Here is a 12043-nt window from a genome sequence, read left to right on the forward strand (position 1 = left end):
GCTACAATGCCCAACTTATCAAATGAATAAAATAATTTAATACTCCAATGATTGTATCCATTGACGCCATCGATGCGCTTTTACCACAAACACAATGCACTAAATGCGGTTATCAAGATTGCTATGATTATGCCAAAGCGATCACCAATGGCGAGAAGCACAATCGCTGTCCACCAGGCGGGCAACAAGGTGCAGATGCATTGGCAAAATTACTACAAAGAGAAAATTTAAGCCTTGATAAGACCTGTGGTACACATCAGCCAAAGAAAGTTGCTTGGATTAACGAAGATCTATGTATCGGCTGCAAAAAGTGTATATTGGCTTGTCCTGTAGATGCGATTATGGGTGCTAAAAAACTGATGCACACTGTCATTCAAGAGGAATGCACAGGATGCGATTTATGTGTTGAGCCGTGCCCTATGGATTGCATCGAAATGCATGAACTACCATTAGAAGCACAACCTCATGCATTAACTGATATTCAATATGAGGCGCAAAAAGCACATTATCGTAATAAGCATAATAAACGTGCAACACGTCTTAAACAGCAAAAAGAAAATGAAACTAAGAAGCATCAACAAAACATTCGTTTAAGCAATATGAATATCGATAAAAAAGCTTATATTGAACAAGCCTTAGCAAACTTTAAAGCCAAGAAAAAAATGGATTAATTGACTCTCATGAATAAAGCAAAGCGCCAAAAAATTTTTGAGATCTGGCAACACAATAATCCTAATCCAACGACTGAGCTAAATTATAGCTCAGACTTTGAGCTTCTCATTGCCGTCATTCTATCAGCGCAAGCCACTGATGTTAGTGTTAATAAAGCCACTGATAGGCTCTACCCCATTGCAAACACCCCCGAAGCGATACTGGCACTAGGTGAAACACGCCTCATGGAGTATATTCAATCGATTGGTTTATATAAAACCAAAGCTAAAAACGTTATTAAAACCTGCCAGCTGTTGATTGAAAAACATAATGCTCTTGTGCCACGTGATCGCAAATCCTTGGAAGCGTTACCAGGTGTAGGACGCAAAACTGCAAATGTTGTATTAAACACGGCTTTTGGTAAGCTAACCATGGCGGTTGATACCCATATTTTTCGCATTGCTAATCGCATTAATCTAGCACCCGGTAAAAATGTTGATGAAGTAGAAATGCATTTACTTAAAGTAATTCCCAAACAATTTTTAAAAGACGCTCACCATTGGCTTATTTTACATGGTCGCTATATCTGCACTGCCAAAAAGCCAAAATGTGGCACATGTCCAATTTATGATTTATGTGAATTCAAACAAAAAGAAGCCTATTTATGATTTTTAGCTCCGATCGTTTAGAACTGAGAAAACTATACTTTGACAGTTGGCATAAATATTTAACTAAGCAGCCATTAACCGACCTTGAAACGCAAATTACGCGCATTATCGAGCATCACCCAGAGTATCACCATTATCTCTCAAACCTGAATAATCTAGACAAAGATTTTCCGCCTGAAATCGGTGAAACCAATCCGTTTCTTCACATGGGTCTACATATGGGCTTAATTGAACAAGTTGTTACTAATCGTCCTCATGGGATCCATAAGATTTACCAACAGCTTTGCCAACAACAACGTGATGAGCATAAGGCACAGCATATGATGATGAATCATCTAGCAGAATCCATCTGGAGCGCGCAAAAGAATCATATGGCACCTGATGAAGATGCATATTTGGCACAGTTAAAACTATTATTAACTCAATAAATAGAGCCTTATCTCTTTTTGTCTAAAGCGTAAAGCTTGTATTGAATTTCTTCGCCATTCTATTTTCTACATTCATAGACAATACTCTCGTCACTTTCATCTGGGATAGCTGAGCCATCAAAAGCCTTTATTGTACGAACTTTAAATCGGCAACTTTTGAGTATTTCGGTTAACTCATGCTGGTCGTAAATTCTGACTTTCAATTCTTCAATTTCTGTGTGAATAACTCTATTGTTGTAGGCGAGTTCATATTTTCCGATCGAATTGCAAACATTGTCCTTCATCGTTGCTAATTGGCTTAGCATAATCATCTGACCATTGGGTTTGTGCCATACAGAGCCACGCCATACATCAAGGGGTGGCACAGCTTTAAGCGTTTCGCCTTCAAACAATAAAACACCATCATCGCTTAGATGATGATAAAGTGTTTTAAGCGCTGCTTTCACCGCGGTAGGATCAATAATTAAACAAAAAGACCCGCTGGGAATAAAAATCAAATTGTATTTTTCTGGACGTTTTAAATCTTCAATAAACCCTTTCCAAACCTTAGGTTCTAAATTTTTAGCCTTTGCTTTAGCATGCAAGGCTTCAAGCATATGGTCACTTGCGTCAAAGCCATGCACATCGAATCCCTCTGCAAGTAATGGTAGTAAAAATCGTCCTGTACCACACATTGGCTCTAAAATAGAACCGTTTGCCTTCATTACATAGTTACGATAAAAGGCATAAGCATCTTCTGGTGGATTAGGCTTGCTTAAATCGTAAACCTCTGTACAAAGGCTGAGATATGTGTCAAGGGTTTTTATATTTAAATCTTTATCCATAAAATTTAGTTCTCATGTTATTAAAACCTTTAGGGCTTTGGTTGCTATCGATAAAATCAATTATTTCTCTAGCAACATCAAATACTGATGAATTGCTCGTATCAACTGTTAAATTATATTCCCTAGTTCCGCTGTGGACTCTATCAAATTGATCGTTTGATAATCCTACGGCTCTATCTCTGCGTAAAAATTCACGTTCCTGCATAATAGCTAAGTCGCATTTAATGCCTATAAAATATGTAATATGTTCGGCTAATTTAGCTACATAAGATTTCAAATGCTGATCATCAAATAAAACTTCATCTATAATGAGATTGTTAGATTGATTTGCAAGTAACAAAGCGAAATCAGCCATAACACCAAATAATTTATCTCCAGTAGGCTTTGACTCAACCCTCATTAAAGGGCCACGATTATTTTCTCCTGGCACAAAAGCGAAATATTCAGCATCTTTTTCTGGAGATGGATATGGTGTCATTTCAATAAATGTATCAACACCAAAAGTTAGCCATTGTTCGTTACTTAAATATTGGATAGCTCTTGCAATAGACGTTTTACCGCTAGATCCTGCACCATTTAATAAAATAATTTTACTCATAATACTCCAATTCCATCATCTATTGCCTCAGCAATGATTATTTGCTGCGTTTTAGCTTCTGAACTGTTTTTATCTGAAATTTGACATAGCTCAAATGTTGCTTTCCAAAGAGCCCAAGCTTTTGCTCTTAACCAAGTATCATCATCTAATGCCATAGCATCTTGAAAAACTTTTCTTGAATTTCCTGTTAAAAAAGTCCAAGCAATTACAAGATCGCAAGCAGGATCACCCATAGCAGTACCACCAAAATCAATCACACCTGATAATTTATTATCTTTGATAAGTATATTGCCAACCGCAAAGTCGCCATGGATCCAAACGGGTGCATTATTCCACTTAGTTGAACAAGCTTTATCCCAAAGCTCTAAAGCGCTATGACCATCTATGATAGCTGCTAATTTCGCAATTTGTTCGCGAGCACCAAAATCATAAACACTTACATGATCACCACGCCACCAGTTGTGTTGACCAGGTTTAGGGCCGTCAATATCAGTAATCGCTTGTAGCTCTTTTAAAAATCTGGCGAGATCATATGCAAGCTGTTCCTTTTCTTGCTCTGTTAACATCAGCAAGTTTATACTTTTACCAGGCAACCACTTATAGATAGAAAACGCGTAAGGATAATTAACAGATGGAATGCCCATTCCAATAGGTTCAGAAATTGGTACACTTAAACGTTTTGCTAATTTTGGTAACAGTTCTTGCTCTATAGGTACTTTGAGGGCGTAATTTTCTTCTGTTGGCATGCGAATTAGCATAGCATCGCCTATTCTATAGGTTCTATTATCATGGCCTTGTAACTCAACCTCAGTAACATTTAAATGAGCATATTCAGGAAATTGTGTGGCAATTAGCTTTTTTGCAAGCTCGAGTGTGATCATAGAGTAACCTCAGCAGTAGACTTTGATCGGTTAATAAGTTTATACCAGCGCTGATAATAAAGCAGTTCGCAATATTTATCCTTGTTTTGCAATATATTCATCTTTGAGCAGCCTATATAAAACGTGTTTACACAATGGACTATCTTTAGCCAATTTTGGGTGATTAAAATCATTTTTTGGATTATGACGTAAGCCAATTTTTTCCATAACACGACGAGATGCTTTATTCTGGGGAACTGTGAACGAAACGATCTCTGATATCTTTAATGCTCTAAAAGCATAATCTAAGATAGCTTTAGCGCCTTCAGTGGCAAAGCCCTTACCCCAGTGGTTGGATGATAAACGCCAACCAATTTCTGTGACAGGTGTAAAATGTGATTCAAAATCTGCTATTAGTAGCCCAATAAAACCAATAAATTCATTCGTATCTTTTCTTACAGTTGCATAGAGTGAATAACCATGATTTTCAAAGTGAGCATTTACTTTCTCTATAAATTTTTTAGTCATTTCCAAATCTTGAAGACTAGGAAAATACTCCATAACTTTTGGATCTTGATTAATAGCGAGCATTTGGCGCAAATCGTCATCATCCCATGTTCGTAAAATTAATCTATCTGTTTCTAATATTTTCATTGTTTTAACGCGCTAAGTATTGTTTTTGCATGTTGCTATAAATGTTTTCAATAAATTTCCGAGCTTCCAGTGTCCATATTCTATTAAATTATCTGCTCCGCAAGCGCTTATAAATCGATCTTGATCGACCAAGCCATAAATAATGCTCACACGCTTTGCAGTGGTCAGCGCATCTTGGAAATCATTGTAAGATGTAAAGTAAGATTGATAACTCTTAAAGCAAGCATTCTCGAGCCTATAATATAAATTATCTTCTTCAGATAGCCTATGCTGCTTTTTCATTTGAAATAAAAAGTTTAGCAAGGAGAAGAAGGGGTGGGATATCACTATTTCGCCTAAGTCAATAACTGTTATTTTATGTGTTAGCTCATCAACCAGCGTATTGTTATCATTAAAGTCAGGTTGAACAATGGTCTCTAAGATTTGGAAACTTGCTAATTTTTGACATAAATTACTAACGGTAGAGGTCAGATCATTGAGTTGCTTGATCTCGATCTCTGATAGTCCTTCAGCTAGAAGCAAATCTTTTTTCTTAATCAGCTGAGTGTATAAAGCGGGTAATTGTTCTAGACGATAGTCTGAGACACCCATTTCAAGTAAGGCATCAATATGCTCGCTAATATCGTTCTGCAGGCAAGTGAATTGTTCAATGGTTCTAGTGACTAACTTCTCACTAAATTTTTTATTTAACTTTTCTCGTAGCGTTTGACCAGCATTCTTCATTAAAAAGCAATGTAATTCGGAGTTTTCTGCAATAATCTGTGGCACGGACGCATTTGTGTGCTCATCCAAAAATCGAATGATTTTTGGTTCTTTGGAAAAAGCTCCTGGTGACCACTTTAGGTAGAGGACTTCATGACCGGTATTAATTTCAAAGACATGAGACCAAGGCGTTTTAGCGATAGCCCGACTCATTGCGAATGATTTTTTATCGGTTATTTTTAAAATATCTTTGGCCCAGTGAATGATTTGAAACCCTAAGGGGTTACTGTCCTTGATAGACCAAGAATAGTCTAAGTCAGGTAGCTTCTCTATGTTGCTAGCAGAGTATTTATAATCTTTAGCAATGCGCCCGTATACATAATTTGATGGATCTAGATTTTTAACACCTTCATTCAAGAAGTTTAATCTGGTCGCAACGGCGATGCTTTTTTCATTTTCAACCAACATAGATATAACAACTCTGGAGGCGGAAAGTACATCAAAGGCAAAACGAGTTAACGCGTTAGTATATTCAGTAACCAGTCCTTGGCCTTGATAATCTACATCACACCAGTAGCCTATTTCATAAAGGCCATCATCGGGATCGCTTCTATCGTTATAACCGCTGACTCCAATGATTTTTTTATCCTGTTTGTGAATCACGACCATTGGAAAATCTTTAATACATCCTGAGTCCCAAGCAAACACCCTACGCTGAACAAAGGTACGCGTTGTCTCAAGGCTAGAATGATTTGCCCAAGGTTGCCACTTTTGTAGTATTTCCAAAGAATTATGGATTGCTTTATTTATTTCGATTTCATCGCCTAGTCGCACTGGTCTTATGATTAGGCGCGGTGTTTCGATTTGATTTAGTATATAGATTGACTTTGCCTGCTTAAGCATTAACAAATATCCCCTACTTGTAATTTAGATCATTATTTGTTTTTTCATGTACACTTTTCCGCATAAGATAAACTTTATGATCTAAGAAGGTATTATGAGGATATTCTGCAACAACTATAAAACCAATTTTTGTATAAAAATCTTTTGCTTGAAAATCAGCTGTTTCAATAGTTATAACAAGGCATTTTTTGCCTCCGGCATATGCCTCAAGCTTTGTCATTAATATTTTAGCTAGTCCTTTCCTTCGATGATTTGAATCAACCCAAATGCAATCAACATAACAATTATTTCTGGTAATATCTCCATAACATCCTGCTATTATCGTTTTTCCCTCTGTGATGCGTAGCATAAACGGCTCATGTTGATAAGTTCCTATCTGACTTTCATTAAAAACCTTTAAGCCATTATCCAAAATGGATCTAATTTCAGGTTTTTCATTTTCTTCTAAGATCACATATGCTTGATTTGACTGCCCATCTCTAGAGATCATATTTTAATACCTTTTGTTGCCTTGTAATCCAAACCGTTGCACCACCACAATCTGGATCTTCGATTTTGTGTAGCACAACCTCAAAGTGATATTGAGCTAGCAATGATTGATATTCTTCCTTACTTAAAGATGCGTGATAGAGCATTTCACCACCATTATCACTCCAGATTTCAGATTCTGATGTCCCAGATGTAAAAATGAGCAGACCACCTGATTTTATATGCTGTTTGAAGATTTCAAACATTAATCTTTGGTCATTTTGACTCAGATGAAAGAAGCTATGCCAAGCAACGATACAGTCAAATCTTTTATCTAGATTAATGTGACGCATATCATCACAGACAGCATGCATCTTTGGTGCAAGCTGTAAAGCTTTATTGATTTGTGCCTGACTGCCGTCAACGCCAGTGACATCAAAGCCGTTTTGGATAAAATATTTGGCAATGGGTTGACCTGTGCCGCAGCCTAGATCGAGAATAGTTCCTTGTGGTGGCAACTGTTCAATAATCCTGTCCAGATAGTTTTTTTCAAAGAGTTTCTTGCAACGGTGTTTGTCATACCAATCAGAGATAGTCTCATAAGTCAGGCAGACATTATTTTTATGATATCGCTTACGCAAGTGCGGATAGAGTATAGATGCTAACTTTAGCATTTCGTCAGGATTGCCATTATCTTCAATAAACCATTGGGCTGAAATAATAACCCGCAGAAACACCCATGCTCGCAATCGATCTGTAGGAATTTCAAGGTGATCGGCAAGCAATAATAATCGTTGATGAATTTTATCAGAAATTGTTTCTGGGTCATCCCAATCAGATTTATTCGATAAATCAAAGGCAGATGCTTCAAATGCCAATTCTCCTATGACACCTTTCGGATCAATACTTATCCACGAGTCTTCATGCCTGATGATATTTTCTAAATGCAAATCACCATGGCAGAGATATTCATTTTCACTTGAGCTTAAGAGGTAATCTTTAAGTTCTTTTGCCTTATCAATATACTTAAGGCTTATGCGTGGATCTGTTATTTTATCGATCACCTGACACCATTTTTCGACATGTGTATATTCAGATTTTAGTATTGGCTTCGATGTTAATGCTTTTACAACGCTTGCGTAAATTTCGATGTTGTCCTCAATATCCTTAGGGTGGTTCGCTTTTAACAGGTCGCCTGGAATCGCTTGTTCAAGCAAGAGCGCATGGTGGTTGGTGACTCTATCAATAACTCGTATGGATCCTATACCATTGAAATGTTTTAACGCGCGGTATTCATCTTCAATGAGCGCCTTATCACAGCTGAATTTTAATACAACGGGCGTATTGTGATGTTGTTTGGCAAGTGCCACATAGTTGTAGCTCATATTTTCTACAGGCGTGACATCACTTAATTTCCAATGCGCTGATAATTCGGCAATGGTGTTGGGTAGGTTCCTCAACCATTCTCTGCCATTATCACCCCAAACATTTATAACGTTTTTTTTTAGTAACGTCATACTCATAGTGATTTTCCCAATTTAACAAGCTCTGAACGCTATTTTTAATGCAAAGATAGCAATCCAAAAGCTAATAGAACTAAAACAAACACCGGTAAGCTTGAAAACAAACTATCCATGCGATCTAAAATACCGCCATGCCCTGGCAAGATCTTGCCACTATCTTTGACACCGCATTCGCGTTTGATCATACTTTCAAACAAATCGCCAAGTAAGGCAATTAACACAATAACAAAAGATAGGATAATTAAAACGGTTTGCTCATAGCGACTGTGACTTATAATGAGCGCACAAACAACACCTGCAAGCCCACCAAATATCACACCTCCCACTAAACCTTCTATCGTTTTCTTGGGACTAATTATGGGAGCTAATTTTTTCTTGCCATACTGACGCCCAACAAAATAGGCACCACTATCAGCAAGTGTTACCACCAACATCATCAACAGTAAAAATGATGGTTTTTGTTGATGCAGTAACGAGATGGATACCCACAGCGGCACAATCACAAAAAAGCCTATCAGATAGCGTAATCCATTAGATAACGCATTAAACTTAATCTTTGGATAACGTAGAATTAAATAAAGCGCAAAAACCCAGAAAAGACACGATAATATTAATACAGGTAACTTAACATATTGCGATAGATAAATTAAAACAAGCGTCACGACCAAATAGAGAATACGTTTAGGCAATGTTTTTGCATTAGCAAAAGCAGCCCACTCCCATGCGCCAAATAATAAAATAATTGCCACTGCCGTATCGAAAATCGTATCACTTAAGCGAAAAATCGCCCATAGTACGATAAGACCTAAAATAACGCCAGTAATGATTCTTTCCTTCACACTTTCCCCTTCATTTGCTCATCCGTTTTGCCAAAGCGTCTTGTACGCTTTTGATATTCATCTAGCGCCAGTTTGAAATCTTTTTTAGAGAAATCAGGCCAATACTTGTCGCAAAAGTATAACTCAGCATATGACAACTGCCAAATCATAAAATTGCTAATCCGTTGTTCACCACTGGTACGAATCAATAAATCAACAGGCGTTTGAATTTCTTTAATCAAAAATTCGCTGAAATCCTCTTCGTTAATTTGATCAATTTTATCCGCTTTCAACACGCCACTTTGCAGTTGTTGTAATAGCTTTTTGGCAGCAGTTAACACTTCCCATTGACCGCTATAATCAATCGCAACATTCAATTGCAGTCCTGTGCAATGTGCTGTTTCTTTTTCAGCACTGCTGATATTGTTAACAACCTCATTAGATAGGCGGCTACGATCACCAACAACATGTAATCGCACATTATTGTCTTGCATCATTGCTATTTCATTAACCAACACTTCTGAAAATAGCGTCATGAGCGTGTCAACTTCCTCTTGCGGACGAAACCAGTTCTCACGTCCAAAAGCAAAAAGTGTTAGTATTTGAATACTTTTCTCAACAGCAAATTCAATCGCAGCACGCACGCTTTTGACTGCCGCTTTGTGTCCTGCTGTACGTGGGAAAAGTCGTTTTCTCGCCCAACGTCCATTACCATCCATGATAATCGCAACATGCTTGGGCATGTTATCATTTGGCATATAGCACTAGATTTCCATTAAATCTTGTTCTTTTTCTTGAACGATAACATCTGCCTTTGCGATCATGTCATTGGTCAATTTTTGAATATTTTCTTCGCCTTTTTTTGCTTCATCTTCAGAGATTTCTTTCTCTTTTAATAAATCTTTGATATCAGAGTTTGCATCACGACGAATATTGCGAATCGCTACACGCCCTTTTTCCGCTTCACCACGCACTAATTTAACCATCTCTTTGCGACGCTCTTCATTTAATGCTGGCATTGGAATACGTAGGCTATCACCCATATTCGCAGGATTTAGCCCTAAATCAGACATCAAAATGGCTTTTTCGATTTTAGAAGCTAAGCCCTTTTCCCATGGCGTAATACCCAGCGTGCGCGCATCCAAAACCGTAATATTAGCCGCCTGTGCAATCGGTGTGTCAATACCATAGTAATCAATCGTCACATGTGCCAACAAGTCAGGATGAGCACGCCCTGTTCTGATTTTTGCCAAGTCATGACGTAAACTCTCTAAACTTTTTTCCATACGGTCTTTAGCATCCGCTAAAATCTCTTTCATCATAATGAATTTCTCCTAGTCTCTAACCCAAGTGCCTTCGTTTTTACCTTGAAGCACACGCAATAGCGCACCTGAATTATTTACATTAAATACACAAATAGGGACATTAAAATCACGAGCCTGTACAAATGATCCCAAATCCATTACTGCCAATTCACGTTTGAGCGTCTCATTAAAACTCAAGCTTTCAAACTTAACTGCATCTTCATGCTTATTTGGATCTTTATCATAAACGCCATCAACAGTTGTCACTTTTAAGATGGCGTCTGCATCAATTTCAATGGCGCGAAGCGTCGCTGTGGTATCGGTTGTCACAAAGGGGTTGCCCGTACCTCCTGCAAAAATAACCACTTTACCTTCATTTAAATAAAGTTTTGCACGTTTTGGATTGGTGCATTCTAGCACACCATCGATGCCACGTGAGGATAACACTGCATTGTTAATGCCTGCGTGAGTTAATATATCTGATAACGCCAATGCATTAATCATCGTCGCAAGCATCCCCATGGTATCAGCGGTACTTCTTTCAATTTGGTTTTGAAAATCAGCACGCCCACCTCTTAGGATATTGCCTCCGCCGATGACTATCGCCAACTGCACACCTGAACTTAATGCTTCTTTTATATCATTTATAATACTTTGAACCGCTGACACTTGGATACCGAAACCATCCGTTGATAGCGACTCTCCGCTTAATTTGATTAAAACACGCTTAAGTGTCAGGTGTGACATATCAATTATGCTCCTTGAACTTGGCTCATCACTTCAGCTGCGAAGTCAGTCTCTTCTTTTTCGATGCCTTCACCAACACCAAAACGAATAAAACCAGTTACTGTTGCATTGTTTGCCTTCAATAGATCTGAAACTTTTTGATCAGGGTTTTTAACAAACGGCTGACCAACTAAGCTTTGCTCATCCAAGAACTTACGAATACGCCCTGTGATCATCTTCTCGATAATCTCATCAGGCTTACCACTTTCACGTGCTTGAGCGATAAAGATCTCTTTCTCTTTCGCAACGATATCTTCTGGCACTTGATCTTGTGATACAACGATTGGATTTGATGCCGCGATGTGCATGGCAACATCTTTTGCTAATTCTTCATTACCACCATTCATGGCAACGATCACACCAATACGACCACCATGGCTGTAAATGCCAACCGTCTCACCCTCAAGTGCATCAATACGACGCACATTGATGTTTTCACCGATTTTAGCGATCAAGTTCTTACGCGCTTCTTCAACACTCGCGCCACATGCCAAAGTTAAAGCAAGTACTTCTTCGAGTGTTTTCGCATTTGAATTAGCAACTGCAGTAACGACTGCATCAGCAAACTTTTTGAAGTTTTCATCACGTGCAACGAAGTCAGTCTCTGAATTGATCTCAACGATTACCGCTTTGTTTGCAGATTGCGCCATTACGATAACACCTTCAGCTGCAACACGAGATGCTTTCTTATCTGCTTTTGCTGCACCTGATTTACGCATTTCTTCAACTGCTTTTTCGATATCACCATCAGTTTGTGTCAATGCTTTTTTGCACTCCATCATGCCCGCACCAGTGCGTTCACGAAGCTCTTTTACTAATTGTGCGCTAATAGTAGCCATTGATTAGATTCCTTATT

At 38.2% G+C, this 12043-nt stretch carries 15 protein-coding genes; 3 read left to right on the forward strand and 12 right to left on the reverse strand.

Features of this window, described 5'->3' with window-relative positions:
• The first annotated feature begins 47 nt into the window (after positions 1-47).
• Genes ACZ5V8_RS08060 through ACZ5V8_RS08070 form a run of 3 tightly spaced genes read left to right on the forward strand, consistent with a single transcriptional unit; the run spans position 48 to position 1747 of the window.
• Positions 48-671: an RnfABCDGE type electron transport complex subunit B gene (locus tag ACZ5V8_RS08060; protein WP_440615668.1), complete on the forward strand. Its 624-nt coding sequence runs from the start codon at positions 48-50 to the stop codon at positions 669-671.
• Positions 672-680: 9 nt separating this feature from the next.
• Positions 681-1319, forward strand: a complete 639-nt coding sequence (gene nth, locus ACZ5V8_RS08065; protein WP_464217379.1) for an endonuclease III — start codon at positions 681-683, stop codon at positions 1317-1319.
• Positions 1316-1747 carry a DUF1841 family protein gene (locus ACZ5V8_RS08070; RefSeq protein ID WP_464217380.1) on the forward strand — a complete coding sequence of 144 codons (432 nt, stop codon included), beginning with the start codon at positions 1316-1318 and terminating at the stop codon, positions 1745-1747. Before nth ends, ACZ5V8_RS08070 begins: the two co-directional genes overlap by 4 nt.
• A 59-nt stretch (positions 1748-1806) precedes the next feature.
• On the opposite strand, the gene ACZ5V8_RS08075 is transcribed toward ACZ5V8_RS08070, so the two are convergent.
• The 12 genes from ACZ5V8_RS08075 to tsf form a co-directional block, all read right to left on the reverse strand.
• Positions 1807-2571 carry a class I SAM-dependent methyltransferase gene (locus ACZ5V8_RS08075; RefSeq protein WP_464217381.1) on the reverse strand — a complete coding sequence of 255 codons (765 nt, stop codon included), beginning with the start codon at positions 2569-2571 and terminating at the stop codon, positions 1807-1809.
• Positions 2564-3169, reverse strand: coding sequence for a chloramphenicol phosphotransferase CPT family protein (locus tag ACZ5V8_RS08080; RefSeq protein ID WP_464217382.1), 606 nt, complete (start codon positions 3167-3169; stop codon positions 2564-2566). The genes ACZ5V8_RS08075 and ACZ5V8_RS08080 overlap by 8 nt, the downstream gene beginning before the upstream one ends.
• Entirely contained in the window at positions 3166-4050 is an 885-nt protein-coding gene (locus ACZ5V8_RS08085) for an aminoglycoside phosphotransferase family protein (protein ID WP_464217383.1), read from the reverse strand. Before ACZ5V8_RS08085 ends, ACZ5V8_RS08080 begins: the two co-directional genes overlap by 4 nt.
• 75 nt (positions 4051-4125) lie before the next feature.
• Positions 4126-4683 (reverse strand): GNAT family N-acetyltransferase, encoded by a 558-nt coding sequence (locus ACZ5V8_RS08090; protein WP_464217384.1) that lies wholly within the window; start codon positions 4681-4683, stop codon positions 4126-4128.
• A 12-nt stretch (positions 4684-4695) separates the two neighbouring features.
• On the reverse strand, positions 4696-6288 hold the full coding sequence (locus tag ACZ5V8_RS08095) for a GNAT family N-acetyltransferase (protein ID WP_464217385.1): 1593 nt from the start codon (positions 6286-6288) through the stop codon (positions 4696-4698).
• Positions 6289-6301: 13 nt separating this feature from the next.
• A complete protein-coding gene (locus ACZ5V8_RS08100) occupies positions 6302-6778 on the reverse strand; it encodes a GNAT family N-acetyltransferase (RefSeq protein WP_464217386.1) in 477 nt (158 codons plus the stop codon).
• On the reverse strand, positions 6768-8279 hold the full coding sequence (locus ACZ5V8_RS08105; RefSeq protein ID WP_464217387.1) for an aminoglycoside phosphotransferase family protein: 1512 nt from the start codon (positions 8277-8279) through the stop codon (positions 6768-6770). Before ACZ5V8_RS08105 ends, ACZ5V8_RS08100 begins: the two co-directional genes overlap by 11 nt.
• A 38-nt stretch (positions 8280-8317) precedes the next feature.
• A complete protein-coding gene (locus tag ACZ5V8_RS08110; protein ID WP_464217388.1) occupies positions 8318-9118 on the reverse strand; it encodes a phosphatidate cytidylyltransferase in 801 nt (266 codons plus the stop codon).
• A complete protein-coding gene (gene uppS, locus ACZ5V8_RS08115) occupies positions 9115-9855 on the reverse strand; it encodes a polyprenyl diphosphate synthase (protein ID WP_464217389.1) in 741 nt (246 codons plus the stop codon). Before uppS ends, ACZ5V8_RS08110 begins: the two co-directional genes overlap by 4 nt.
• Before the next feature lie 6 nt (positions 9856-9861).
• Positions 9862-10419 carry a ribosome recycling factor gene (gene frr / locus ACZ5V8_RS08120; protein ID WP_464217390.1) on the reverse strand — a complete coding sequence of 186 codons (558 nt, stop codon included), beginning with the start codon at positions 10417-10419 and terminating at the stop codon, positions 9862-9864.
• Between the two features lie 12 nt (positions 10420-10431).
• Positions 10432-11148, reverse strand: coding sequence for a UMP kinase (pyrH, locus tag ACZ5V8_RS08125; protein WP_464217391.1), 717 nt, complete (start codon positions 11146-11148; stop codon positions 10432-10434).
• A 5-nt stretch (positions 11149-11153) separates the two neighbouring features.
• Positions 11154-12026 (reverse strand): translation elongation factor Ts, encoded by an 873-nt coding sequence (gene tsf, locus ACZ5V8_RS08130; RefSeq protein WP_464217392.1) that lies wholly within the window; start codon positions 12024-12026, stop codon positions 11154-11156.
• Positions 12027-12043: the final 17 nt, after the last annotated feature.

This window comes from Cysteiniphilum sp. GTC20157 (assembly GCF_055396795.1).

Excerpts from the sequence above, each read along its gene's own strand:
- ACZ5V8_RS08060 (WP_440615668.1), top strand. The coding sequence starts at position 48 with ATGATTGTATCCATTGACGCCATCGATGCGCTTTTACCACAAACACAA.
- nth (WP_464217379.1), top strand. The coding sequence starts at position 681 with ATGAATAAAGCAAAGCGCCAAAAAATTTTTGAGATCTGGCAACACAAT.
- ACZ5V8_RS08070 (WP_464217380.1), top strand. The coding sequence starts at position 1,316 with ATGATTTTTAGCTCCGATCGTTTAGAACTGAGAAAACTATACTTTGAC.
- ACZ5V8_RS08075 (WP_464217381.1), bottom strand. The coding sequence starts at position 2,571 with ATGGATAAAGATTTAAATATAAAAACCCTTGACACATATCTCAGCCTT.
- ACZ5V8_RS08080 (WP_464217382.1), bottom strand. The coding sequence starts at position 3,169 with ATGAGTAAAATTATTTTATTAAATGGTGCAGGATCTAGCGGTAAAACG.
- ACZ5V8_RS08085 (WP_464217383.1), bottom strand. The coding sequence starts at position 4,050 with ATGATCACACTCGAGCTTGCAAAAAAGCTAATTGCCACACAATTTCCT.
- ACZ5V8_RS08090 (WP_464217384.1), bottom strand. The coding sequence starts at position 4,683 with ATGAAAATATTAGAAACAGATAGATTAATTTTACGAACATGGGATGAT.
- ACZ5V8_RS08095 (WP_464217385.1), bottom strand. The coding sequence starts at position 6,288 with ATGCTTAAGCAGGCAAAGTCAATCTATATACTAAATCAAATCGAAACA.
- ACZ5V8_RS08100 (WP_464217386.1), bottom strand. The coding sequence starts at position 6,778 with ATGATCTCTAGAGATGGGCAGTCAAATCAAGCATATGTGATCTTAGAA.
- ACZ5V8_RS08105 (WP_464217387.1), bottom strand. The coding sequence starts at position 8,279 with ATGAGTATGACGTTACTAAAAAAAAACGTTATAAATGTTTGGGGTGAT.
- uppS (WP_464217389.1), bottom strand. The coding sequence starts at position 9,855 with ATGCCAAATGATAACATGCCCAAGCATGTTGCGATTATCATGGATGGT.
- frr (WP_464217390.1), bottom strand. The coding sequence starts at position 10,419 with ATGATGAAAGAGATTTTAGCGGATGCTAAAGACCGTATGGAAAAAAGT.
- pyrH (WP_464217391.1), bottom strand. The coding sequence starts at position 11,148 with ATGTCACACCTGACACTTAAGCGTGTTTTAATCAAATTAAGCGGAGAG.
- tsf (WP_464217392.1), bottom strand. The coding sequence starts at position 12,026 with ATGGCTACTATTAGCGCACAATTAGTAAAAGAGCTTCGTGAACGCACT.